Genomic DNA, 23,321 nt, shown 5'->3' on the forward strand with positions numbered 1-23,321 from the left:
AAACCAAAGCTAAAATTTTAGTATGAAAATCGTGCTTATCTTTGCGACCATGCCGGCACAAATTTATTCACCGTTCACCAATTTCAATTTCAGCAACAATAAATGTTTCCTTACAGGGCAAAACCTTAATTCGCCCGAGGAACAGATCCAGGTATTTCCGCAATGGCTCATGAGCCGTTATGAACTGGAAAATAAGCCTTTTAAACTGCTCGACGAAAGTATGGCAACTTATAAAGACCTAAAGCTACCCTGCACCGCCGAAGTTAACGAACGCTATCTTGAACCGCTCGAAAACGAAATTGCGGCCGCTTTTGATACCGGTTATGAGGCCTTGAAAGCGCTTGATGAGGATAAATTATTTCTGTGGGCTGGTAAATTGCTGTACGGAATTATTTTTAACGAGATTCAGGCAGGCATTAAACTGCAACATTCGCAAGGCGAAGAATTTAATATATCTCAATCTATCATCCATAAGTTCAACAACCTGCACATGATGCTGCAAAGCCTCAATTTGCCGGTCGAGTTTGATGGCTTTAAACCTTACAGCCTCGTATTGTTTAAGGTAGATAATGCTGAAAACGTTTTTGGCTATCGCGATGAAATCAACACGCTTACCTTTTCATTAAGGATAAAAGATTTTGGCCTGATCCTATGCCTGCAGGATAACGGAGCCAATGCACGTTATCATAAAGAGGCTTTAGATAAAATTGCAGATCATACACTGCATCCTATCCAGTTTGAAGAGTTAAACGCCAGGTTCTTTTACTCAGCATATTTGTTTAACCGCCTGCCGGAGTATGATATTTTCACTATTGGCGAAACTATATCATTAGAGGCCCTGCCCTTGCGTGGTACCAGCAGCAAACCACTGTTTGACGACTGGATGAACAAAACTTACGGACAGGTACTGGAAAACTTCTGGAAAAACTGGGGGTTCCTGCTGTTAGAGATCATCAAGAACCCCGAGAAGCCTATGAGCTTTTTGTTTAATGCGGATGGGGAGTTTATTAATGGCCAAGATTTGAAACTGCCATTGTAATCTGCTGCCAAAAATCAGGCAAAATTTCGTGATGAAATATAATGGTGATCATTAAGCCGCTTAGTGCACCATAAAAGTGGGCATCATGGTTGATCTGATCGCGCGAGTATTTTGAGGCATAATGACAATATACTAAATACAATACGCCAAATATCACTGCTGGGATAGGAATTGGGATTGGCAATATCATCATCTGGGCCAGCGGATTATATAATATCGCGCTAAAAATAACCGCACTTACTGCTCCGGAAGCTCCTAAACTGTAATAGCTGTAATGATCTTTATGCTTAAGTACAGTAGGCATATCGCTCAAAATCAAACTTATGGTATATAAAATGGCAAATTGAACATGTCCCAATAAAGGCTCCAACCCGAACGCGAAAAAATAAAACGACAGCATATTGAAAAACAAATGCATCCAGTCGCGGTGAATGAGCCCACTGGTAATGATGGTGTGGATATCCTTTCCGCGCGAAACGGTATAAGGATGCAGCATCATGCGGCCATAAAGGTTATTGTTTGAAAAAGCTAAAAGCGAAGTAATAATTGTTATTGCGAAAATAGCACAAGCCACCGGGGCCGTTTGTAAATATTCCATTTATTTAAGGTCGAGTTTGGTATTAGTTAAAAGTCTGCCTACCGGGTAGCGCATAAAAGTTTTTTCAAAGTAAGGCGAATTGCGGTAAACAAAGAATAATTGCGCACCGGCATTATTGGCCAGCTGCGGATCTTTCGCTTTGGCATCGTCCAGTTTCTGTTTAATTGAGGGATCTTTTTTAAGCAGATCGGCAGCTATATCCTCAAAAACATAATCCGAAAAATACTCCTTTTCGCCCAGTACCGAATCAAAAAAGTTCCAGGCAAAAAACGAGTCGACACCCTGCGGTTCCAACGTTTCCACGATATAACGGTTTATTGGCTGATTAGTATACACCACATAATCGCCGGTATAAAATTTAACCGGCATATCCACTGGGTTAAGCTTCACGCCGGTATGCAGATAATGCCCCTCAAAAGGTCGTGCCGGCGTTTTCAGATCGGCTATATAATACATTTGCAGGTTAAGCGTGGTGTCATGAGCCAGCTGTTTCATCTGCACACCGTTTAGCTTAAACAGATCAATTACCTTACCCCAGGCCTGCGGAATTACATAAGCCACCGGTTTATTGGCAGTGGCTGTGACCTTATAGGTATTAAAATATTTGATGGTTTTGGTGTAAGGTTTATCGCGATCATAATACAGCCTTGGCAATCCGCTCACTCCGCTGGTTTTATGGCCAGCCTCGTAGCCTTTAAAGGTAATGGTATCAACCTTGTCCATATCAACCGCCCAGCTTAATGCAAAAGTTTTTTGATCGGTTACCTGCTCATCGGCTTTGCGTTTTAGTTCGCCAATTAGTTTTGCATCGCGCTGATTAATTTCAATAAGATGCTGCATAAAATCATAAGTGGCATACACGCGCTTATCAAAAGGTTTAAGCATATGCGTTTCGGTGATATAGCTGATGATATTATGCTGGGCTGTAAAACCGGTAGCAAAACGCGGGGTTTCCAAAAAACTTACTATACCCGAATCCGGTAAACCCTCTTCACCGGCACCGTAAGGAATCATTTCATAGCCACTCTTTTTCATTTTGCTGTACAGATACGGTGTCAGCGTTTTGGTAGTATAATCGGCAAGGATAGGGTTTTGCTTTTCCTTTTGGGTTTCAATGAGCGTCATCACATACTGGTAATCGGCACCATCGCTGGTATGATTATCTAAAAACACTTCAGGCTTCCAGGTAGTAAGGATCTGCGTAAAGGCCAAAGCATTGCGGCTATCGGCCTTGATAAAATCCCGGTTTAAGTCAAGGTTACGATAATTACCTCTGAAACCGTAAGCAGATGGGCCATTCTGGCTTACACGGCTCAGACCGCGGTTAAGGTTGCCGTCGATATTATACAGGGCTATGAGGCAGATCACCACATCTTTTGGCAGTGTATTATTTTTAAGCATATCGCGCACCAGCATCATACTGGCATCAATACCTTCCGGCTCGCCGGGGTGGATGCCGTTATTAATAAGCAACACCCTCTTATTTTGCTTTTTAATTACCGCCGGATCAAATATCCTATCCTTTGAAAGTACAACGAGTGTCAACGGCTTGCCAACGTCGGTTGTGCCATAGTTGATCAGCTTCATTTGCTGCGGATATAGCTTATTTAGCTTTTGGTAGTAGTCAATTACCTGGGCATAGGTGGCCGTATAATTTTTATCCTTACTTAACTCAAAAGGGGTTAGCTGAGCTTTGGCAGAGAAGGTAACAAAACAGATAATAAGGGCAGCAAAAACTATCTTCATAAGTAAATACGTTGCTCAAATATAGTTTAAGAACGCCAATTAGCTGTGCAGGCGCACAATAATATTACTGATCGGGAATGGTACCCCAGCCATCAAACTCACAATCAAATTTATACCCAAGGTTACACATCTGGTTAATCCATCCTGCCACAACAGCATCGCTCATTTTTACTTTGGTTGTCCATCCGGTAATAAGAAAGAGCTTTTTAGCCCCTTCAGCAATGCCGTATTTTACCTGGTAGCTTAAATTGGATAGTTCCTGCGCAAATGCCTGGGCCTTTTGATAGGCATTGGTATAAAAGAAAAACTCAAGCATCAGCTCCCTGTCCTCGTCAACATTTAACTCCCTGAGCTTTTCCATAAGTACTGGCAGCATATTAAGCTGGATTGTCGATTTTTCCTCGAATGCTTCTGCCGATACAAATTGCCTGTTGTCTTTTTTACTCAAAAAGCTGAATAACCCCATAAGGATAATATGTTTTTTCCTATAGTGCAGCTATCTCCGCCTGCACCTTTTTTGGCAAGCTTTTAACTACTTCATTATAGGAGTGATCAATCATTTCACAGAGCTGTTTGCGGGTGAGGGAGCCATTCATTTGCACGGTATTCCACATTTTTTTATTCATGTGGTAGCCAGGCTGCACTTCGGGGTGGCGTTCGCGGAGCTCAACAGCCCATTCGGGGTCGCATTTAACATTGAACCTGTCGCCGGTTTGCAGGCCGGTTAGTAAGAAGATTTTTTCGGCAATTTTAAAAACCAGGGTATCTTCTCCAAAAGGGAAACCTTCGGTAACGCCCGGCTTTTGCAGGCAATAGTCACGCAACTCTTCTATGTTCAATTTCTGAAATTTCTAACAAGTTTGGTATATGATACAGTATTGCCGAAATTATATTTGAACCCAAGCGTAAACATCGCAAATTGGTCTGGCGCGTTATTTTTAAATTTTTGTGTATTATCGTTATACCCATCCAATCCCTCACCAAAAACATAACTATGCTGATAACCAAGCGTTATCGTATAACCTACCTGATCGTAATCATCATAAATTTTAAATTCGTAACCGAGGCGCAAGGGCACCATCAGGTTAACACTTTTATCTTTCCCGGGAAAGACATATGTATTCGGGCCGTTATACAGATATAGGTTGGTACGCTGAATATCCTTCATATTGTTGAACATGGCTCCAATTCCGGTCCCGCCGTAAAAGTTTTTAATAACATTTAAAAAACCGCTGTTATCATAGTCAATTATTTCGCCCAACTGTAAATCGGCATGAAGTAGCAGAGCCTTATAATTATTTTTTGAATAACGGCCAAACTGATCCTTATCTGGTGTACGACCGCCGCCTTCAAGCGTACCAAACTGAAATTCAAGACTCATTGGTACATATGGGCTGTAGTTATAAGTTAAATTCAGACTTCCTCCTGGATGCCAAACCTGCCGGTTAAGATCATCAAACCCCCGGCCATAGCTTCCGCCAAAACCGGCACCCCATTCATAATAGTTAAAACCACTTTGCGCTTTTGCCATAACCGAGGCAAAAGCCAAAACAAAAAGTAGAAAATATTTTTTCAAAGTATAATTTTATCAATATTTACAATTGGTGAGGGTGTTAGCCGCCGCCTAAATTTCTACTAATATAAAAGCTTTATATGAATTTTAGCTCATTCATTAAGTTCACTGTAACCGAACGCTTTTTGCGCTACGTTACCATTGATACACAATCAGACCCCACTTCTGTTTCATTTCCATCAACAGAAAAGCAAAAAAATCTTGGCCGGATGCTGGTTGATGAACTTTTGGCCATAGGCGTAACCGATGCGCATTTGGATGAGTATGGATATGTTTATGCAACTATACCCTCCAATACCGACAAGCAAGTTCCGGTTATCTGCTTTTGTTCGCATATGGATACCGCACCAGATTGCAGTGGAAAAGACGTTAAGCCAATTGTTCATAAAAACTACCAGGGGCAGGATTTAATACTACCGGATGATAACACGCAAGTGATCCGCATGGCGGAATACTCCGACCTCAAAAACCAAATAGGTAACGATGTAATAACCGCCAGTGGTACAACCCTGCTCGGGGCTGATAACAAAGCTGGTGTAGCCGAAATTATGGATGCCTGCTACCAACTCATGAACCATCCCGAAATTAAACATGGTGATATCCGTATTTTATTTACTCCTGATGAAGAGGTTGGTCATGGCGTTGATCACGTGGACATCGCAAAGCTTGGCGCTTTTGCCGCTTATACTATGGATGGAGAGAGTGCGGGCAATATGGAGAATGAAACCTTTTCGGCCAATGGTGCAAGGCTTACAATAAATGGCGTAAGCTCACACCCGGGATTTGCCAAAGGAAAAATGGAAAGTGCCATTAAAATTGCCGGACAAATTATTGCTGCCTTGCCCGATGAACTTTCGCCGGAGTATACCGAGGGCATGCAAGGCTTTGTACACCCGGTAGGTATAGAAGGCCATGTTGAAACCGCTGCTATCGACTTTATAATCCGCGATTTTGATGAAGCGAAACTTGCAGATCATGTGGAGGTTATCCGTAAAACAGCAACCGGGGTATTAAAGAAATTCCCAGGTTCAACGTTTGATATTGCCGTGAGCCAGCAATACCGCAATATGAAAAGTGTACTTGATCAGCACCCGCAAATTGTTGATTATGCCATGGAAGCTATTAACCGTACAGGTTTAACCGCTAAGTTGTGCAGCATCCGTGGCGGCACCGATGGCTCAAGGCTCTCATTTATGGGATTGCCTTGTCCCAATATTTTTGCGGGAGAACACGCTTTTCATAGCAGGCATGAGTGGGTATCGGTACAGGATATGCAAAAGGCAGTTGAAACCATTTTACACCTGTGCATGATCTGGGAAGAAAGAAGTTAGGATGAAGTCGATAGTCTTAAGTTCTAAGTTGAAAGTGTGTTTTTGACATCGGGCTTAAGACTAACCGCTTTGAACAAATCATAATTATCAACACGTCACTAAATTAAAAATGTATACGATACGCACCGCCACCGTAAATGATATAGAAACCATCCGCGATATTGCTGATAAAACCTGGTGGGTGACTTACAGCCCTATACTTGAGCGCGAACAAATAGCTTTTATGCTGGGCGAGATTTATTCGACAGAGAAAATAACTAAACAGGTTAAAGAAAATCAGCAAACTTTCCTTCTGTTGGAAGAAGAAGGCAGACCGGTAGCATTTGCAGCATACTCGCCCCGTGAAGAAAATCCGGAGATTTATAAACTGCACAAGCTATACTGCCTGCCCGAAACCCAGGGCAAAGGCTACGGTAAGGTATTAATTAACGAGGTAGCTCAAAAAACCAAAGATGCCGGCAAGCAAACGCTTGAACTTAATGTGAACAGGTATAACAATGCCAAGTCGTTTTACGAAAAGATGGGATTTGCAGTAGCTTATGAAGAAGATATAGCTATTGGTAAATACTGGATGAATGATTATGTGATGCGGAAAGAATTATAATTAAGCTTATTTGGGAGGAAGTGTTTTCAAAAGTTCTTTAGCCGGTACCGCTTTAAAACTGCCATCTTTCTCGCCAATGATTAAGCTTTCATTATTAGCAGCTGCTGCTTCAACCAGTTTGCGGTTTGCTCGTTTCATACCTTCAAGCACCTTTGCCTCTAACTCATTCATGTCCATTTGTTGTGCCTTAGTTGTCATTTGCTTGATCTAAAATTACTTTCCAATCATCGGATTTTATTATTGTTTTTTCCGATGCTTCCAAACCTCTTGCCACTACTTGAGTGCCAGTCCCCATGTTATTTATTACAAACCATCTATCACATAGAGGAGTATACAAATGTACCAAATTTCTTATTCCTCTGTAATACCTCCGCTCTATTACATCAGCCGGAATATTATGCCCGCCTCTGCTCACTCGTTTAGCAACCCGTTCCATTGCCATCTGTGGTGAACTTAGCCAAAAAAACAATAGAATAACTTCGTATCCTTTTTGCTGCGCTCTTTTAACTAAGGAAACGTAACTCCTGGTTGAAAGCGTAGTTTCAAAAGCAAAATCAACTTCCCGACTTAGCAATTCATCAATTCGCTGTAACATGATCCGGCCTGCTTCAAGTGCAACGCTTTCCGGGTTAAAGGGCGAAAGCCCAGCTGCAATATTATCAGCATTTACAAACTCATTGCAGTTAAGCAATTCGGGCAAAACCGTGTAGCTTGCAGTGGTTTTACCGGCACCGTTACAACCTGCTATGATGTATAAATTGGGCATCTGTTTTGAAATAGGTTCAATTAATCTTCCTTAAATATAGCATACATATGCTTGTCCATTACCTCACCATTCTTAATGATTGATCTTCGCAACACGGCTTCCTTCATATAACCAGCCTTTTCAAGCACCCGCATGGATGCCGTGTTTTTATCATATACGTCGGCTTCAATACGTATCAACGCAAAATGTTCAAATGCATACGTAGTTACCAATTTTAGGGCTTCGGTCATGATGCCTTTCCCCCAGTGTTGTTCGCTAAGCCAATAGCCTATCTCGGCAGTGATGCGGCTTTCGTCATTAAATGGTTCAATACCTATGCCGCCGCAGGCTTCGCCGTTAACTATAATGGCAAAGCTGGTTAAAGGTTGCTGTTCTTTTACTGTATTTATCCAAAACAAGGCATCATCAAGGGTATAAGGGTGCGGGAACCTGTCACGCAAAAAAGCCGCTACTTTTGCATTGTCTGCGTGGTGTTGAAGCGATACTTCATCTCCCTGTTGCCATGCCCTCAATAAAAATCCGTTGCCCTGTAGTTCCATTTGTAACAATAAAATGCTTAAAAATAGCAATCATTGGCTAAACTGCTAAATTGCATGCTTTATTGAGATATGAAAAAACTTTTAAGCTTATTGTTCCTGATGCCGGTAACGGGCGCTTTTGCACAAAAGCTGGACACCCTTACTATCGAAAAAATTATGCGCGACCCAAAATGGATCGGCGTATCTCCCTCCAATGTTCGCTGGGCTAACGACAGTAAAAAGATCTACTTTAAATGGGATGATGATGCTTCGGGTGATACGCGTTTATATGCTGTTAACCCGGCTGATAACAGGGTGCAAAAGGTTAGCATTGCCGGGCAGCGTGATCTGGCACCAGGCGGCGGCGAATGGAATAAAAAGCATACTCAAAAAGTTTTTAGTAAAAATGGCGACCTGTTTTTATACGATGTAAAAAGCAATAAAACCACCCGCTTAACCAATACTGTAGGGCAGGAAGATAGCCCCGCTTTTAACGGTGATGAAACAAAGATTATTTATAAAGAAGATAGCAATCTCTTTGCCCTGAACCTGAATGGCGGTAGCCTGGTACAGCTTACCAACTTTGTAAGGGCGGCAAGTGATAAAAAAAACAAGGATAAACCTAACGAGCAGGAGCAGTGGCTCAAAAAACAACAGCTTGAACTGTTTGATATCATCAAAAAAGAAGCGAAAGATGACAAAAAAGATTCGGCAGAAACGGCATTACTCAAACCTGATAAATTAAAAGAAATTGCCTTTGGCGAAAAAAGGCTGAGCGCTGTACAGATCAGCCCCGATGGCCGTTTTATAACTTATAACCTTGTCAAACGTGCCGAAGGGGTTCAGAATGCTATCGTACCAAACTATGTTACCGCATCAGGCTTTACAGAGGATATTCCTAACCGCTCAAAGGTTGGCCGCCCTTCATCAACTTCAGAGACTTTTATTTACGATAAGCGCCGCGAGGCCGTTTACCCGGTTATTACATCAGAGATTCCCGGTATTAAAGATCTGCCCGATTATTTAAAAGATTATCCCGAAGAATTAAAAGCCCGCCAAAAGGAAAATGCCGACAGGCCAGTAAACGTCGATGGCGTGATATGGAACCAAAGCGGCAGCAATGCCGTGGTTATTATCTCGGCACAGGATAATAAAGATTGCTGGATCATGCGCCTCGATCCGGTAACCGGGAAACTCAACCTGCTTGATCGTCAGCGTGATGAGGCCTGGATAGGTGGCCCCGGCATTGATGATCCCGGAAATACAGGTTTTATTGACGACACCCATTTTTATTACCAAAGCGAAGCCAGCGGCTACTCACATATTTATGTGGTTGATGTAACCAGCGGTGCAAAAAAACAGCTTACCAACGGCAAATGGGAAGTGCAAACCTTACAGCTAAGCAACGATAAAAAAACATTTTACTTTACTGCCAATATTGATCATCCGGGTATAACCCATTTTTACAGGATCCCGGTTAGCGGAGGAACCCCGGTTAAAATTACTGGTATGAAAGGCGGCAACGATGTAACGCTTTCTCCGGATGAAAAATGGCTGGCTATCAGGTATTCTTATTCCAACCGCCCCTGGGAGTTATATATCCAGGCTAATAAGCCGGGGGCAAAAGCAATCAAGCTAACCAACTCAGTTTCGGCCGAGTACCTGTCGTACCCATGGCGCGACCCGGAGATCATCTCCTTTAAAAACCGTTATGGTAGCGATGTTTATGCACGCCTGTATCAGCCTAAAAAAGCCGATCCTGCAAAACCGGCCGTAGTTTTTGTACACGGTGCAGGCTATCTGCAAAACGTTACCTATTCATGGAGTTATTATTTCCGTGAATTTATGTTCAATAACATGCTGGCCGATAATGGATATACCGTACTGGATATCGACTATACCGCAAGCGCAGGCTATGGCAGGGATTTTCGGACCGGCATTTATCGCCACATGGGCGGCAAGGACTTAACAGACCAGGTTGACGGTGTAAAACTGCTGGTTGAAAAATATGGTGTAAACCCGAAGCATGTAGGCTTATATGGTGGGTCATACGGCGGCTTTATTACCCTGATGGGTATGTTTACAGAGCCCGACGTTTTTGCGGCAGGCGGCGCTATCCGCTCCGTTACCGATTGGGCACACTATAACCATGAGTATACATCGAACATATTGAATGAGCCTTTTACCGATGAGCTGTCCTACCGCAAAAGCTCACCTATTTACTTTGCCAATGGTTTAAAAGGTAACCTGTTGATGCTGCATGGCATGATAGACCAAAACGTGAACTACCAGGATATCATTCGCCTTACCCAAAAACTGATAGAGTTGCACAAAGAAAACTGGGAACTGGCTTCATACCCTGTAGAGGATCACGGCTTTGAACAGCCCAGCAGCTGGACCGATGAGTATAAACGGATTTATAAGTTATTTGAAGGGACTTTGAAGAAATAAAAAATCTTCTCCGACGATAACACATTAACAAGCTCTAAAGCAAGACTTACGAAGTTTTTAAAACTTCGTAAGTCTGCAAGTATTAACATTGGGTTACTTAGTCCCTTTGCCTTTTTTATTTTGTGAGGCGTCCTGGGTGTCCTTAACCTCTTTCAAAAGCCTGAGCTTCATAAAAATCACCACTACACCAACAATGATGGCCCCTGCCATTACCGGGTAATTGTGGGTTGTAAGCATTTTATAGGCAACAATAAAGCACAAGGCTACACCCATGGTGTAAAGCACATTGAGCACTAATTTAAAGCCCATTAGTATACGTTTAATTCAGGGTCAATTTCGGCCTGCCACGCAAGGATACCGCCCCTTAAGTTAGACAGGTTGGTAAAACCAAGCTGCTCCAGCTGCATAATTGCGGCTGCGCTACGTTTACCGCTGCGGCACATTACTACCACGGGTTTATCTTTACTTATCTTTTCTGATTCTATTACTACGCCGCCGAGCGGTATAAGTTGTCCGCCAAGGTTTGAAGTTTCGTATTCAAAATCTTCCCTAACGTCAATCAGTTGAAAGTCTTCGCCTTTGTCAATTTTTTCTTTTAGTTCCTGTACGGTTATCTCGTTCATGTTAAATGTAATTATAATCCAAAGGTAGTTTTTTTCTTAATCAAATATTTAGGCTTGTTATTTGTAACAATCAAAGTGTATGAGCGTTTCATATATGTTTACACAATAATTACTTAATGAAAAAAGTTACACGCTTTTTCTGGTTCTGTTCAGGAGCACATATCGATACCTTAAAAAAGTACCCTATCGAGCATAATAAGTATGTTGGTATTGGGGCAACTATATTTTTCACCGCTTTGTTTGCGGCTTTATCGGGCGGCTATGCCATGTACTTTGTTTTTAACGGTGATGGTTTTGCTGTAGGCTTTGCTATACTATTTGGTTTGCTTTGGGGAACGGCCATTTTTAATATGGACCGTTACATTGTATCCAGTATTAACAAAGAAGGTACAACCAATCAGCAGATTTTGCAGGCATCGCCGCGTATTTTGCTGGCCATTATGATAGGTATTGTGATATCGCGCCCGCTTGAGCTCAAGATTTTTGATAAAGAAATTCGCCAGAAACTAAAAACCGCCTATTTAAAGGGGCAACGCAGTAAGATTGATACCCTCGAAAAAACCTACATGCAGAAGTATGCCATGGAGCTGGGTAAAAATACCGATCTTAAAAAGGAAAAGGATTCGCTTGAACGGGATATTAACCGCTCACGCTACCAGCTTAACCAGGAAGTTTTCGGCGATAAAACCAACCAAACATCGGGTATCACCGGTTACGGAACTTACGCCAAGCAAAAACAATCTGTACTGGAAGAAAAAGAAGCCCGCCTTAAAACTGTTACTGATAATTTAGGGCAGATGGACCAGTACCTGAGCGCCCGTAAGGATTATGAGGGACTAAACAGTACGCGCCTCTTTACCGAACATCAACTGGATAGTCTGGCCAGCATTGCAGGTTTCTCTGACCGTAACTGGGCATTGGGGCAACTCACTTACACAGAAAACGGGAAGCGCGACCTGGATACTTACCTGGCTATCTCATTTATTGGGTACCTTTTTATTTTGTTTGAATGTTTACCGGTGTTTGTAAAGCTGATGTCCCCCAAGGGGCCTTATGATACAGCCATAGCCAAAACCGCCGAAGCCAATATTCACCTGGCCGAACGGGACAAGGAACGGGATATGGCAGTTACGGATAATATTTATGACCATAACCTGGATACGGATATCCAGCGGCGAAAAAAGATCATTACTTCACAATCTGATTATGATTTTGAGCGGCATAGTTATGAGTAAATTGTGAATGCGAAGACACATAATTGATTGGCTAAGCGTAGGCGTTGCGCGATTCCCCTCTTGAGAGGGGTGGAGGGGTGTGTTTCTGTGCACAATTTATGAATGATGCAGAGACACACCCCTCCACCCACAGAGCCATCGCGCCCCCTCTCAAGAGGGGATTTATTTGAGCAATTATGCGTCTCTACGTTATTTTTTGCAATTCCCAGCCTAATCCCTCATCTTGCACAACATATCATCAACCTATGTTTGAGCAATTTTCCCATTCAAACTTTCATCTCATCTGCGATAAGCTTGCTGCTAATGACCCTGATCTTGCCATGATCATTCAAAATCATGGCTATCCGCCCTTATGGTCGCGGCCTAACAGTTTTGAAACATTGGTGCATATTATTTTGGAGCAGCAGGTATCGCTGGCGTCGGCATTATCTGCCTTAAATAAACTGCGGGAAAGGGTGCAGCAAATTACGCCAACCCGGGTACTGCTCCTTACCGATGAGGAATTTCGCGCATGCTATGTAAGCCGGCAAAAAACTATCTACATAAAATATCTTGCCGAAGCCATTGTGAACGGACAAATTAACCTTGCCGAAATGGAACAAATGCCTGATGACATTATCCGCGCCAAACTAACCGCCCTCAAAGGTATCGGCAACTGGACAACAGATGTGTACCTCATGTTTGTACTGCAACATGCCGATGTTTTCCCTATCGGGGACCTTGCGGCAGTTAATGCGCTGAAAAGGGTAAAAAACTTGCCAAAAGATACATCAAGAGAAGAATTATTATTGGTAACCGAACAATGGAAACCTTACCGCACCATTGCATCAATGTTGTTATGGCATTATTACCTGTCGTCGCCACGGCCTCCGAGGAATTAGTAAGCCGGTAACTTCCCCGTACGCTCTTCCAATCTCGCCTTCGCCAAAAACCGGCCTTCTGGTGCTTTGTTCATCAATACAATTGTATCTAAAGCCTATTGGATATTTAAACAATACCCTGTAATGTGAGCGAAAAACATTTATATTAGTTACCAAATAAACCTGAAATAGTAAAAGCAGATCGCCGGTACAAAATATATACTACGGGATTCTTTTATTTTGCCAATAATAATACCTGTAAAATTGACATTATTTAATTACAACCAATATAACATCAACATGTGTGATGCACGAATAGTTGTGAAAAATTTAGCCTGCTCCCCCAATCTATTACTTATATGAGAAAACTTTTAACCTTGTTTTTTTTACTAAACGTCGTTGTAACCTATGCCCAAGTTAAGCCTTCGGGCATTTTGCTAAACCTTAAAAATGCAAACACCAAAGCTGTAAAAGGCATTTCAGAGGTGAGGGCTTTGGATAGCAGCCACCCTGTTGAACTAAGTTTTCAAACGCATACTTGTGTTGGTGTAAACCGGGAAGACAATAAATGGTACGTGCTTCCTTTAAATGATGTTTCCGGCAAAATTAGTGCGAATACAAATTTGTGGATCTTACCGCAGGACGCGCTTTCAAAAGATAATGCTTACCTGATCAAATTATCAGGCAGCGATTCGGTCACTGTCGTTTCAGAAAATGACCGGCTGAGGGTGAATGTATATTCTCCCAAATTTGAGTTACATACAGCCGAGGCCCGGCCTCATAGTGATTGTTTTAATAATCGTTATGCCCTAAACATACAGGGTGGCGATGCCTTTGCAAATACCTTAGCCGGTTTTTACTGGGGAACCATGCTGCAATCGGTAATAGAAAAAACCAAGGCTAAAAACTATCCTTACTCAAGCGGGTACGTTATCAGCACATTAAACCCAAAGGCTTACGCCGGTTCCTATCCCGACGTTGATCACGAATTTCAGATAAAAGGGCGGCTTGCCTTCGCTTCCGACCTTGATATTGATGTAGTGAAACGGATGATGGAACTTCAGTTTAAATTAATGCAGGACGATCCGGAAGGCTTGTTCCGGGATCCTTGTTCTGTTCAGCCAAGCGGCGAGCGTGAATACCATATCCGCAGAAACAGCCAAAACAATAAAGTAAATGCCAACATGTTTTTATTAACCGGCAATATGGAAATTCAGGAGGAGGCCTTCCATTATTTTGAAGCTACAAAAGATTCTGCCTGGCTTAATAAAAATATCGACAACCTTGAAAAGGCCGCCGCGCTTACCATTGCAAATACCGACCAGTATGGACGTGTATGGTCTGACGTATATTATGAAGACCAGGTAATGAAAGATGGCCGGGAAACGATGTCGGGCGCATTGGCGGCCTATACATTTAAGTTGCTGGCACAAATGGAAAATATTTTAAACCGTGGAGACAAGTCGGGTTACTACAGTGAGCTTTCAAAAAAGATAGCCCAACAATTGGTTAAACCATTACCACAAGGATTTTGGGACGAGCAGGAACAAAGGTTTGTTGATTGGGTAGATAGAAGCGGCGTAAAGCACAATCATATCCATTTACTGGCTAATATTTTACCGGTGATCTTTGGTTATACAACCGAAGCTCAAACCAGGGCAGTAGCTAAACTTGTTAATTCAAACCTGGCCGAATTTCAACGGTTCCCAAGCTTTATTTCGGCAGATGTTGCGGCTTACGACAAAAATGAGATTGGCGACGGCGGCCCTTACGACCTTTGTGCCGCCGGGCGCTATTGGTGGTGGGATGCATCATACTGGAAATGGCTCAATAATACCGATATGCTTTATAAACAACTTAAAACTGTTGCCGCCGAAGCCGTTAAAGACTCCTACTACATGGGCGAACGGTACGACATGAACCATGTTTATTATGTTGACAATAAAGATTGGCACGGTGCTGATATGTATTACGAATACCCATGCGTTTATACATCGGTACTGATAGATAATTACTTAGGCATTCAGCACAGTTTAAACGCCGATTTAAGCATTAACCCAAAGGTTAACGGTTACGGTACGGTTGAATTTACAAACCCGCTATACAACATTCGTTATACAGTTACTGCGAAAGGGTTCAAATTAAAAAACCTATCCAACAAGCCACGCCGGTTTGCTGTAGATTTATCATCGGTGTTTAAAGGGAAACGGTTGAAGTTTGTTGGTAAGTCAAAAGCAGAAAGCCCAGATGCTGTAATTTCATTAGCGGCGAATGAAGAAGCGAGTTGGGTTATAAGTAAATGATGAAAAGGCTTTCCATCACGTCATTGCGAGGCACGAAGCAATCCCCAACTTACAGAGCTGATCTGCAGAGTTCGCGATTGCTTCGTGCCTCGCAATGACGTTTTTATAAGTGTTGCTAATACCCCAACAATCTTTCCATACTCTCCTCCAGCCTCGTCTTAGCCAAAAATTGCTCTTCCAGGGCTTTGCTCATTGGGATAGCGGTATCCAGGCTACCGCAGCGCATTACCGGGGCATCAAGATATTTAAAACAATGCTCGGCAATGTGGGCGGCAATTTCGGCACCGAAGCCATTGGTTAGGGTATCTTCATGCAATATCAGCGCCCTACCTGTTTTTTTAACGCTGGCTTCAACAGTTTCCTGGTCCCAGGGTTGCAGGCTGCGCAGGTCGATAATCTCTATAGATTGATCTGGGTGCTTATCAGCATATTCCAGTGCCCAGTGCACGCCAAGGCCAAATGTAATGATAGTAGCCTTTTCGCCCTGCTTAATGATATTGGCCTTGCCAATCTCAATCATTACATCATTATCAGGTATATCGGCACTGATACTTCGGTACAGGTATTTGTGTTCAAAATAAATTACAGGATTGGGGTCGTCAATGGCAGCGAGCAACAGTGCTTTGGCATCGGCCGGGAAGGCCGGATAAACGACTTTTAAACCCGGAGTTTTGGTAAACCAGGCTTCGTTGCTTTGTGAGTGGAACGGGCCGGCACCGGTGCCGGCGCCCGCCGGCATCCGGATCACTACGTCAACACCTTGCGCCCAGCGATAGTGCGTTTTGGCAAGGTTATTAACAATTTGGTTAAAGCCACACGTGACAAAATCTGCAAACTGCATTTCAACTATCGCCTTATAACCGTTAAGGGCAAGCCCCATACCTGCGCCAACAATTGCCGATTCGCATATCGGCGTATTACGAACGCGGGCTTTGCCAAACTCTTCCACAAAGCCCTGTGTAATTTTAAAGGCACCTCCGTATTCGGCAATATCCTGCCCCATGATCACCAGGTTGGGGTGTTTGCGCATGGCCTGCTTAAGGCCATCGCTAATAGCATCAATATAGCGTTTATTGGTAACCGGCGAAGCTTTTGGCTGTACAACCGGGAAACTGTAAGGCTTATACATATCCTGTACTTCCGTGGCTACATCAGGTACAATATCGGCTTCGGCGTAAACCTTTTCAATTTCGGATTCAATGAGGGCAGCAAATTCCTTACGGATCACTGGGATCATGTCTTTAAGTAAAACTCCTTCGGCAAGCAGGTATTTTTCAAAATTCGCTACCGGATCTTTTCCCGCCCACCATTCAAACAAGTTATTGGGTACGTATTTGGTGCCCGATGCTTCTTCGTGCCCACGCATCCTGAAAGTCATACATTCCAGCAAAACAGGGCGAGGGTTTTCACGAATAGCTTTATTAATTGCAGTTATGGTATTATAAACTTCAAGCAGGTTATTACCGTCAATACGGCGGCCTTCAATACCATAGCCAACGGCTTTATCAACCAGTTCGCGGCAGTTATATTGCTCGTTTGTTGGGGTAGAAAGGGCGTAACCATTGTTTTCGATCAGGAATATCACCGGCAGTTTCCAAACAGAAGCAATATTGAGTGCTTCGTGAAAATCTCCTTCACTGGTAGCACCCTCACCGGTAAAAACAAGTGTTGATTTTTTTTTGCCCGATAATACATCGGCTAAGGCAATACCATCGGCCAGGGCAAGCTGCGGACCAAGGTGCGAGATCATCCCGATGATCTTATATTCCTGGGTGCCGAAGTGGAAGGAGCGGTCGCGCCCTTTGGTAAAGCCCGAAGGTTTGCCCTGCCATTGCGCCATTAAGCGGGAAAGAGGGATATCTCTTGATGTAAAAACACCAAGATTGCGGTGCATGGGCAAAATATATTCATCGGTATTCATGGCCAGGGCGCTTCCTACAGCTATGGCTTCCTGGCCAATACCCGAAAACCATTTGCCAATGCGCCCCTGCCTTAGCAGGATCAGCATCTTCTCTTCAACCATGCGCGGGAATAGCAATTTTTTATAAAATGCCAGCAAAGTATCATTATCGAGGTTTTTCCTGTCAAAAATCATAACGTAAAACTAACGAAGTTTTTAAAACTTTGTATGTTTGATGATACTATCAAAAAACTATGAAGCGCACCTCTATTTTAATCATTATACTCCTGCTCATGATCGGTTTTGTGGCCAGCTCGCAGGACTTTTTTCTATTGCCACATAATTTTTACGTTCATAAAGGCGACAAGCTCAACCTGCATTTGTTGAGCGGCAGCGAGTTTAAACCCGAAAATGAATTTAAGTACGCCACAGCAAAGGCAACTAAGTTTATGCTGTACGAGGGCTCAAAAAAAACCGACCTTTCAAAACTTACCAACACCGCCGACAGCAGCCTGCTTACCTACGAGCTTCAAAACTCGGGCCTTGCACTGTTTGAATTGGTAAGAGATGACGAAACAGAATCGGAAAGAAATAAATTTATCAGGGCGCTGGAAAGCGAAGGGCTTGATAAAATGGCCGAAGAAGCCCGCGCCAGCAGTCAGCAGTACTTTGTTGAAAGATATCATCAGTCAACAAAAACCCTTATTTCTGTTGATAAGGCTAACGGAAAGGATTTTGATAAACCGCTGGGCGAAGATTATGAAATTGTGATACAACAAAACCCTTATAAAGCTGCCTACGGCGACGATGTAACTGCCCAGATACTTTTCAAGGGTAAGCCAATGAAGGACGCCGTGGTAATGCAATATGTACGTACTTTAAACGGCACCATTATTCCACAAAAGCTGCTGAGTGATAACAGTGGTTTGGTTTTCTTTAAGCTGAGCCGTGAGGGAGTTTATATGATCAGCTCAACACATGTTGAGCCATCGCAGGATAAAAAGGCTGATTATGAAAACTGGACTGCCACATTCACTTTTGCATTCAGCAATACTGATGATGCACCAAATACTTACCGTGAATTTGGCTTTGGAAACAAGCATTAATTAGCGACAGGTTTAAGTAGCAGTGGCAGTAATGAAAACGGCAGTTTTATAAGGAAAACAAACCATGTCATTGCGAGCGCAGCGCGGCAATCGCACGGAAGCATATCCGCTTTGCATTGCATGCGATTGCTTCTCTCTTGCGCTCATCTGCGATGAGTGCTTAATATGGGCTTACGTTTGTAACGTAAGCGCCGTAAATGGCGTTACAAACGCCAAACCATATTAAACCCTCGTTAAAAACGAGCGCAAGTCAGACAAGCATTAATTAGCGGCAGGTTTAAGTAGCAGCGACAGTAAAGAAAACGGCAGTTATATAACAGGAAAGCTCATCTATCCCTGTTATATAACTGCCGCTTCGTCTAAAATTCAATATGCGCCCTTAGTGAAAATACGTTTACCGGCCCCCTGTCTTTATTATAGGCAGGGTTTAGTAAAAACTGGTATCCCGGTGTAAGCCAGAATTTCTTTTGATAGGCGTTGATCTTATAATCAAGCTCGGCAATAAATTCGGTGCCATAATTGAGTTTTCCATCACCTATTATAAAACCGTAGCCTCCTGCTGCAAGATAATCACGATGAGCGTTTGAGATGCCATTAGCTACAAAAGCCAGGCCTAACTCATCATCGCCACGGTTCCATGAACTGCCTTTAAGCACACCACCAAAGCTTAGCGAGCGATCAATTTCGGTAAAATACCAGGTTTCGGTTTTGCCGTCATTATAACTTACTTTGGCAAACACGCCAAAATCTTTGGTTAAATACTGATCGGCACTGATACCAAACCCATATTTGTGCCTGCCCCAGGCTTGGGTAGTATCAACATTTGGTGCAGTCGGACTAAGCGCCAGTGCCTGACGGTAGTCGCCCATTTTACCATTATTACGGAATCCCAGGATCCTGAAAGTACCTTTTTGGCCATTTAATGTATAGCGTTTTTCGTACTCTAAAGTCTGGGTATTGGCCCTGCCTACTTTCTGATCCCAGATGGCACCATTGGCAGTAGTGGTCGACATGGTGAAGGCAAAACGTAATGTCCAGTTTGGCTGTCCTAACTCGGTGTGTACGCCCAAAACGTAACCACGGGTGTTTGCCGGATAATCCCATGCTCCGTTATCCATCAAGCTCCAGTTCATGAACTGTGTACGCGGGTCATGGCTAAATTCATTGCCGTCATAAAAATCGGCCATGCCAAATTTACCTACAGTAACCGAAAAGTAGCGCTTGCTTTTTAACCCGGCTAATTGGTTGGCATCATCGCTAATGGTGTCTTTATCCTTACCCCATTCAAAGTTTTGGGTAAAGTATAACCGGGCAATATAGATCTTTGGTTCCGCACCACCCACACGAAAAGTTTCGCCATTAGGGAAACCCGCTGCTCCTAAAGTTTTGCTCAAGCCAGCCCCACCGGAAAGCTCAGGGTTAAAATAAGCTTCGGCACCTTTCCAAAGTCTTGCGCCGCCAAAAAGTGTGGTGGTAATTGAGCTTTGTGTTTCCTCGCCGGTAAGCAGGCTGTTATCGCCGGTATAATCGGCATGGAACGATGGTTTGTATTGGGTAATTACTGTTTGCTGAAAATGGAAATTAAAACGCTGACGTTTAACGGTGTCCTGGCCAAAAGTAAGGCCGGCAATTAAAACAGGTATTATAGTAAGTATTAATTTCTTCATGGGTTATCAAAATTTGGCGCAAAAGTAAGCTTTCGCGTTAACTATGAACCACATTCCTCAAAAAACTGTTTCAAATAATCTTCCATAAAAGCGTGCCGTTGCGCAGCAATCGCTTTCCCGGCAGGAGTATTCATTTTATCCTTAAGCAATAACAGCTTTTCGTAAAAATGATTAATGGTTGGGGCGGTTGTGTTTTTGTACTCTTCTTTGGTCATATTAAGCTTTGGCTCAATTTCCGGGTTGTACAATTCCCGTCCTTTGAAACCGCCATAGGTAAAAGCACGGGCAATGCCTATAGCACCAATGGCGTCCAGTCTGTCGGCATCCTGTACTACCTCTAACTCCGGTGAATGAAACGATTTTTGATCAAAGCTGGCCTTGAATGACATGTGCCTGATGATTTGCTGTACATGTTTGATAACATCAGCATCAACATTCATGCTTTGCAGATAGTTGCCGGCCGTACGGGGTCCAATCTCCTCATCGCCGTTATGGAATTTACTATCGGCAATATCATGCAGCAAAGCAGCAAGTTCAACTACAAGCTGATCAGTTTTTTCTGTTTGATTGATGAGTTTTGCGTTGGTCCAAACGCGGTGAATATGCCACCAGTCGTGGCCGCCTTCGGCATTTTTGAGGGTATCGCGTACAAAATCAACAGTAGCGGCAATAAGTTTATCGTGTTCCATCTTTTGCAAAGATACTAAGCAAAAGATGGAACATTGGTATTGTGTATAAAACGTTAAGCCGCTACCGTTTTTTCTGTATTGATAAGTTCAGAAACTTCAACCTCTAAAATAGAAGCAATCTGAAACAGCCTTTCAACGGTTATTTTTGTATAACCTAACTCTATTTTACTGTAGGCATTTTGCGATATACCTAACTTGGCTGCAAGGTATTCCTGGGTATAATTTAATCCTTCCCTGGTATGCCTGATGTTAGCGGCGATGGCCTTGATCTTAAAATTTAGCATATCTTTCATCCAATTATATTTTAATTCAATTATAACTAACGAGAATAATTGAAGCCCGGATTTCAGATTTTGTAAAAAAAATCCAACTCGCCCGCCAGGATACAGGAGATTTTTTTAGGTTTTAATTAAAAGTAAATGCCATTAATGGCCCTATAAGCATGATTACGAAAAAAGTTACGCTTTGGTTTTAACTAAAACTATATTTTTTTTTAAAAAAGATTTTTTTAAAAAAAGCGACAGGCCTTAAGATCTGTCGCTTCCAAATATGTTTTATTAATAAACTATTCGCTTAAATCGTAACTAACCGTAACCGAAGGCAATAAAGTAGCCGTTTCAAGCGGTACCTGGTTGTAAGATATGATAGGCCTGCGTTTGCTGTAGTAATCAAATGCGGCCTTCATGGTTGCATTACTGGTATTTGCCGGCGCATTAAAGTTGATAGAAAATGGCAAAATAAAATCATGCAGTTTTTCATGATCAGGAATAATCCATTTATGGTTCGATTTTTTTAGCGCCTCAATGATAGGCACTACCAGTATAGCATCATCGGCATAGTAAACTATGATCTTTTTAATGGTGCCTTTATCATCTGCAGTAAATTTAAACACAGCCGTGCCGGTAGCTTTCTTTTTAATGATCTCGGGCGATACAACAAGGCTGTCTTTAAAAAAGCGGTTCATAATAGGACTACCGCCCTGAAATGGAAATGCTAATTGTGTTTGTGCCTTAACTAATACTGATGATAAAATAAGTGTTATAAATAACAGGATCTTTTTCATTTAATTTTCTTCTTTCGGTTCGCGTTTGCTGCCCTGATACAGTTCATACTCAAACAGGCGGCAATCAAGCTTACCATTATAAAATTCAATTTTGCGGGCAGCCTTTAAGCCTATTTTCTTGGCTAAATCGGGATTGCCCGTAAAAACGTAACCATTATACCCGAGGCATTTCTTTTTCAGGAAATCGCCCATACGTTTATAGGTGATCTCCAATTTGGTGTGCACACCCAAACGCTCGCCGTATTCAGGGTTAAACATCACCACGCCTGTTGCTTCAGGCACCTCGGTATCTTCAAAGTCACAAACGGCAAAATCGATTAAATGTTCTACGCCGGCAGTTTTTGCATTTTTGCGGGCAATGTCAACAGCATCTTCAGAAATATCTGTAGCGATGATTTTAAAGCCGGTTTCTTTTTTGGCTTTATCTTTTAATGCACGGCGCTCAGCAAAAAATACGGTTTCATCATAACCAAGTACGTGCATAAAGCCGTAGTTCATCCTGAACAAGCCAGGATGTTTATCGGTAGCCAGCAAGGCGGCTTCAATAGCCAGGGTGCCCGAACCGCACATGGGGTTAATGAAAGTACTTTTCATATCCCATTTGGTAGCCATAATGGTTGATGCCGCTAATGCCTCAAGCATAGGTGCTTTGCCCGGTATTTTACGGTAACTGTGTTTTGCCAGGGTTTCGCCGGATGTATCCAGGAAAATTTCGGCACGGTCATCCTGCCAGTAAAGGTGCACCAGCGCTTTATTAACCTCGGGGCCAGAGTCGGGCCTGATGCCTTTGATAGATTTGATCCTGTCAACAATGGCGTCTTTTACCTTTACATTGGCAAACAAAGGGGTAAGGATGTGCTCGTTATTTACGTTTGATGATACCGAAAAATAGCCGGTAAAATCGATCAGCTTTTCCCATTCAATGGTTACCAACTCATCGTAAAGCTCTTTCGGGTCGCGGGCGGTGAAGGTTTTTAACGAATACAGGATCTGACTTGCGCAGCGCAAATTCAAATTAAGCGGAATGGTATCTGTAACGGTACCTTTTAGTTCGACCCCCGTGGGGAAAACACGCACCGGCTCAAAGCCTAAAGCTTCAACTTCCCGTTGCAGGTAAGTTGAAAGCCTTTTGTTACATGTAATTATGATTTTACTTTCGGTGTGGAAAACTTGCATATTAATTCGGTAAAATTAAGAATTAAAAAGCCCCTATTTTAATTTCTTAACTATTAACTTTACATTTTAAATT

24 protein-coding genes are annotated in these 23,321 nt (G+C 42.7%); 8 read left to right on the forward strand and 16 right to left on the reverse strand.

What is annotated here, in order from left to right:
- Positions 1–22 precede the first annotated feature (22 nt).
- The gene (locus tag BMX50_RS05470) at positions 23–1,039 is read left to right on the forward strand and encodes a hypothetical protein (RefSeq protein ID WP_317040866.1); all 1,017 of its coding nucleotides are present in this window, start codon (positions 23–25) and stop codon (positions 1,037–1,039) included.
- Here BMX50_RS05470 and BMX50_RS05475 read toward each other — a convergent pair.
- From BMX50_RS05475 to BMX50_RS05495, 5 genes are all read right to left on the reverse strand, one after another.
- The gene (locus BMX50_RS05475) at positions 1,008–1,637 is read right to left on the reverse strand and encodes a rhomboid family intramembrane serine protease (protein WP_091208865.1); all 630 of its coding nucleotides are present in this window, start codon (positions 1,635–1,637) and stop codon (positions 1,008–1,010) included. The genes BMX50_RS05470 and BMX50_RS05475 overlap by 32 nt on opposite strands.
- Entirely contained in the window at positions 1,638–3,383 is a 1,746-nt protein-coding gene (locus BMX50_RS05480) for a M14 family zinc carboxypeptidase (protein WP_091208868.1), read from the reverse strand.
- A 64-nt stretch (positions 3,384–3,447) separates the two neighbouring features.
- A complete protein-coding gene (locus BMX50_RS05485) occupies positions 3,448–3,849 on the reverse strand; it encodes a ribonuclease E inhibitor RraB (protein WP_091208871.1) in 402 nt (133 codons plus the stop codon).
- 19 nt (positions 3,850–3,868) lie between these two features.
- The gene (locus BMX50_RS05490; RefSeq protein WP_091208873.1) at positions 3,869–4,222 is read right to left on the reverse strand and encodes an MmcQ/YjbR family DNA-binding protein; all 354 of its coding nucleotides are present in this window, start codon (positions 4,220–4,222) and stop codon (positions 3,869–3,871) included.
- Positions 4,219–4,959, reverse strand: coding sequence for a hypothetical protein (locus tag BMX50_RS05495; protein ID WP_143065094.1), 741 nt, complete (start codon positions 4,957–4,959; stop codon positions 4,219–4,221). The genes BMX50_RS05490 and BMX50_RS05495 overlap by 4 nt, the downstream gene beginning before the upstream one ends.
- 77 nt (positions 4,960–5,036) lie before the next feature.
- On the opposite strand from BMX50_RS05495, the gene pepT reads away from it, so the two are divergent.
- Together pepT and BMX50_RS05505 are read left to right on the forward strand one after the other, a co-directional pair.
- Entirely contained in the window at positions 5,037–6,287 is a 1,251-nt protein-coding gene (gene pepT / locus BMX50_RS05500) for a peptidase T (RefSeq protein WP_091208879.1), read from the forward strand.
- A 109-nt stretch (positions 6,288–6,396) separates the two neighbouring features.
- Positions 6,397–6,891: a GNAT family N-acetyltransferase gene (locus tag BMX50_RS05505; RefSeq protein ID WP_091208880.1), complete on the forward strand. Its 495-nt coding sequence runs from the start codon at positions 6,397–6,399 to the stop codon at positions 6,889–6,891.
- 6 nt (positions 6,892–6,897) lie between these two features.
- Here the strand turns inward: BMX50_RS05505 and BMX50_RS05510 are convergent, their stop codons facing one another.
- Genes BMX50_RS05510 through BMX50_RS05520 form a run of 3 tightly spaced genes read right to left on the reverse strand, consistent with a single transcriptional unit; the run spans position 6,898 to position 8,196 of the window.
- Entirely contained in the window at positions 6,898–7,089 is a 192-nt protein-coding gene (locus BMX50_RS05510) for a hypothetical protein (RefSeq protein WP_091208883.1), read from the reverse strand.
- A complete protein-coding gene (locus BMX50_RS05515) occupies positions 7,079–7,657 on the reverse strand; it encodes an ATPase (RefSeq protein ID WP_091208885.1) in 579 nt (192 codons plus the stop codon). The genes BMX50_RS05510 and BMX50_RS05515 overlap by 11 nt, the downstream gene beginning before the upstream one ends.
- A gap of 20 nt (positions 7,658–7,677) precedes the next feature.
- Positions 7,678–8,196, reverse strand: a complete 519-nt coding sequence (locus BMX50_RS05520; RefSeq protein ID WP_091208887.1) for a GNAT family N-acetyltransferase — start codon at positions 8,194–8,196, stop codon at positions 7,678–7,680.
- Positions 8,197–8,265: 69 nt separating this feature from the next.
- On the opposite strand from BMX50_RS05520, the gene BMX50_RS05525 reads away from it, so the two are divergent.
- Positions 8,266–10,626, forward strand: a complete 2,361-nt coding sequence (locus BMX50_RS05525; protein ID WP_091208889.1) for a S9 family peptidase — start codon at positions 8,266–8,268, stop codon at positions 10,624–10,626.
- A gap of 93 nt (positions 10,627–10,719) precedes the next feature.
- Here BMX50_RS05525 and BMX50_RS05530 read toward each other — a convergent pair whose 3' ends face one another.
- Together BMX50_RS05530 and BMX50_RS05535 are read right to left on the reverse strand one after the other, a co-directional pair.
- Positions 10,720–10,935 (reverse strand): DUF6358 family protein, encoded by a 216-nt coding sequence (locus BMX50_RS05530; protein WP_091208892.1) that lies wholly within the window; start codon positions 10,933–10,935, stop codon positions 10,720–10,722.
- The gene (locus tag BMX50_RS05535) at positions 10,935–11,249 is read right to left on the reverse strand and encodes a rhodanese-like domain-containing protein (RefSeq protein WP_091208895.1); all 315 of its coding nucleotides are present in this window, start codon (positions 11,247–11,249) and stop codon (positions 10,935–10,937) included. Before BMX50_RS05535 ends, BMX50_RS05530 begins: the two co-directional genes overlap by 1 nt.
- A 116-nt stretch (positions 11,250–11,365) precedes the next feature.
- Between BMX50_RS05535 and BMX50_RS05540 the strand changes: the two genes are divergently transcribed.
- The 3 genes from BMX50_RS05540 to BMX50_RS05550 all read left to right on the forward strand — a co-directional run bounded on the left by BMX50_RS05540 (position 11,366) and on the right by BMX50_RS05550 (position 15,647).
- Positions 11,366–12,484 (forward strand): DUF4407 domain-containing protein, encoded by a 1,119-nt coding sequence (locus BMX50_RS05540; RefSeq protein WP_091208897.1) that lies wholly within the window; start codon positions 11,366–11,368, stop codon positions 12,482–12,484.
- A 245-nt stretch (positions 12,485–12,729) separates the two neighbouring features.
- Entirely contained in the window at positions 12,730–13,365 is a 636-nt protein-coding gene (locus BMX50_RS05545) for a DNA-3-methyladenine glycosylase family protein (RefSeq protein ID WP_091208899.1), read from the forward strand.
- Positions 13,366–13,703: 338 nt separating this feature from the next.
- Positions 13,704–15,647: a glucosidase family protein gene (locus BMX50_RS05550; RefSeq protein WP_091208902.1), complete on the forward strand. Its 1,944-nt coding sequence runs from the start codon at positions 13,704–13,706 to the stop codon at positions 15,645–15,647.
- A 115-nt stretch (positions 15,648–15,762) separates the two neighbouring features.
- Here the strand turns inward: BMX50_RS05550 and BMX50_RS05555 are convergent, their stop codons facing one another.
- Complete coding sequence (locus BMX50_RS05555; protein WP_091208906.1) at positions 15,763–17,742, reverse strand: alpha-ketoacid dehydrogenase subunit alpha/beta; 1,980 nt, start codon at positions 17,740–17,742, stop codon at positions 15,763–15,765.
- A 59-nt stretch (positions 17,743–17,801) separates the two neighbouring features.
- Between BMX50_RS05555 and BMX50_RS05560 the strand changes: the two genes are divergently transcribed.
- A complete protein-coding gene (locus tag BMX50_RS05560) occupies positions 17,802–18,653 on the forward strand; it encodes a DUF4198 domain-containing protein (RefSeq protein ID WP_091208908.1) in 852 nt (283 codons plus the stop codon).
- A gap of 359 nt (positions 18,654–19,012) precedes the next feature.
- Here BMX50_RS05560 and BMX50_RS05565 read toward each other — a convergent pair whose 3' ends face one another.
- The 5 genes from BMX50_RS05565 to BMX50_RS05585 all read right to left on the reverse strand — a co-directional run bounded on the left by BMX50_RS05565 (position 19,013) and on the right by BMX50_RS05585 (position 23,248).
- Positions 19,013–20,320, reverse strand: a complete 1,308-nt coding sequence (locus BMX50_RS05565; RefSeq protein ID WP_091208911.1) for a carbohydrate porin — start codon at positions 20,318–20,320, stop codon at positions 19,013–19,015.
- A gap of 41 nt (positions 20,321–20,361) precedes the next feature.
- Positions 20,362–21,009: an HD domain-containing protein gene (locus tag BMX50_RS05570; protein ID WP_091208913.1), complete on the reverse strand. Its 648-nt coding sequence runs from the start codon at positions 21,007–21,009 to the stop codon at positions 20,362–20,364.
- A gap of 53 nt (positions 21,010–21,062) precedes the next feature.
- Entirely contained in the window at positions 21,063–21,302 is a 240-nt protein-coding gene (locus BMX50_RS05575) for a helix-turn-helix domain-containing protein (RefSeq protein ID WP_091208916.1), read from the reverse strand.
- Between the two features lie 272 nt (positions 21,303–21,574).
- Positions 21,575–22,072, reverse strand: a complete 498-nt coding sequence (locus BMX50_RS05580; protein ID WP_091208919.1) for a hypothetical protein — start codon at positions 22,070–22,072, stop codon at positions 21,575–21,577.
- A complete protein-coding gene (locus tag BMX50_RS05585) occupies positions 22,073–23,248 on the reverse strand; it encodes a THUMP domain-containing class I SAM-dependent RNA methyltransferase (RefSeq protein WP_091208922.1) in 1,176 nt (391 codons plus the stop codon). It lies immediately after the preceding gene.
- Between the last annotated feature and the right edge of the window lie 73 nt (positions 23,249–23,321).

It is taken from the genome of Mucilaginibacter gossypiicola (assembly GCF_900110105.1).
In the GTDB taxonomy this organism is placed as follows: domain Bacteria; phylum Bacteroidota; class Bacteroidia; order Sphingobacteriales; family Sphingobacteriaceae; genus Mucilaginibacter; species Mucilaginibacter gossypiicola.

Coding starts and splice junctions, on each gene's coding strand:
- BMX50_RS05470 (WP_317040866.1), top strand. CDS start 23: ATGAAAATCGTGCTTATCTTTGCGACCATGCCGGCACAAATTTATTCA.
- BMX50_RS05535 (WP_091208895.1), bottom strand. CDS start 11,249: ATGAACGAGATAACCGTACAGGAACTAAAAGAAAAAATTGACAAAGGC.
- BMX50_RS05520 (WP_091208887.1), bottom strand. CDS start 8,196: ATGGAACTACAGGGCAACGGATTTTTATTGAGGGCATGGCAACAGGGA.
- BMX50_RS05545 (WP_091208899.1), top strand. CDS start 12,730: ATGTTTGAGCAATTTTCCCATTCAAACTTTCATCTCATCTGCGATAAG.
- BMX50_RS05570 (WP_091208913.1), bottom strand. CDS start 21,009: ATGGAACACGATAAACTTATTGCCGCTACTGTTGATTTTGTACGCGAT.
- BMX50_RS05480 (WP_091208868.1), bottom strand. CDS start 3,383: ATGAAGATAGTTTTTGCTGCCCTTATTATCTGTTTTGTTACCTTCTCT.
- pepT (WP_091208879.1), top strand. CDS start 5,037: ATGAATTTTAGCTCATTCATTAAGTTCACTGTAACCGAACGCTTTTTG.
- BMX50_RS05525 (WP_091208889.1), top strand. CDS start 8,266: ATGAAAAAACTTTTAAGCTTATTGTTCCTGATGCCGGTAACGGGCGCT.
- BMX50_RS05575 (WP_091208916.1), bottom strand. CDS start 21,302: ATGAAAGATATGCTAAATTTTAAGATCAAGGCCATCGCCGCTAACATC.
- BMX50_RS05550 (WP_091208902.1), top strand. CDS start 13,704: ATGAGAAAACTTTTAACCTTGTTTTTTTTACTAAACGTCGTTGTAACC.
- BMX50_RS05560 (WP_091208908.1), top strand. CDS start 17,802: ATGAAGCGCACCTCTATTTTAATCATTATACTCCTGCTCATGATCGGT.
- BMX50_RS05540 (WP_091208897.1), top strand. CDS start 11,366: ATGAAAAAAGTTACACGCTTTTTCTGGTTCTGTTCAGGAGCACATATC.
- BMX50_RS05565 (WP_091208911.1), bottom strand. CDS start 20,320: ATGAAGAAATTAATACTTACTATAATACCTGTTTTAATTGCCGGCCTT.
- BMX50_RS05515 (WP_091208885.1), bottom strand. CDS start 7,657: ATGCCCAATTTATACATCATAGCAGGTTGTAACGGTGCCGGTAAAACC.
- BMX50_RS05585 (WP_091208922.1), bottom strand. CDS start 23,248: ATGCAAGTTTTCCACACCGAAAGTAAAATCATAATTACATGTAACAAA.
- BMX50_RS05580 (WP_091208919.1), bottom strand. CDS start 22,072: ATGAAAAAGATCCTGTTATTTATAACACTTATTTTATCATCAGTATTA.
- BMX50_RS05530 (WP_091208892.1), bottom strand. CDS start 10,935: ATGGGCTTTAAATTAGTGCTCAATGTGCTTTACACCATGGGTGTAGCC.
- BMX50_RS05510 (WP_091208883.1), bottom strand. CDS start 7,089: ATGACAACTAAGGCACAACAAATGGACATGAATGAGTTAGAGGCAAAG.
- BMX50_RS05505 (WP_091208880.1), top strand. CDS start 6,397: ATGTATACGATACGCACCGCCACCGTAAATGATATAGAAACCATCCGC.
- BMX50_RS05555 (WP_091208906.1), bottom strand. CDS start 17,742: ATGATTTTTGACAGGAAAAACCTCGATAATGATACTTTGCTGGCATTT.
- BMX50_RS05485 (WP_091208871.1), bottom strand. CDS start 3,849: ATGGGGTTATTCAGCTTTTTGAGTAAAAAAGACAACAGGCAATTTGTA.
- BMX50_RS05475 (WP_091208865.1), bottom strand. CDS start 1,637: ATGGAATATTTACAAACGGCCCCGGTGGCTTGTGCTATTTTCGCAATA.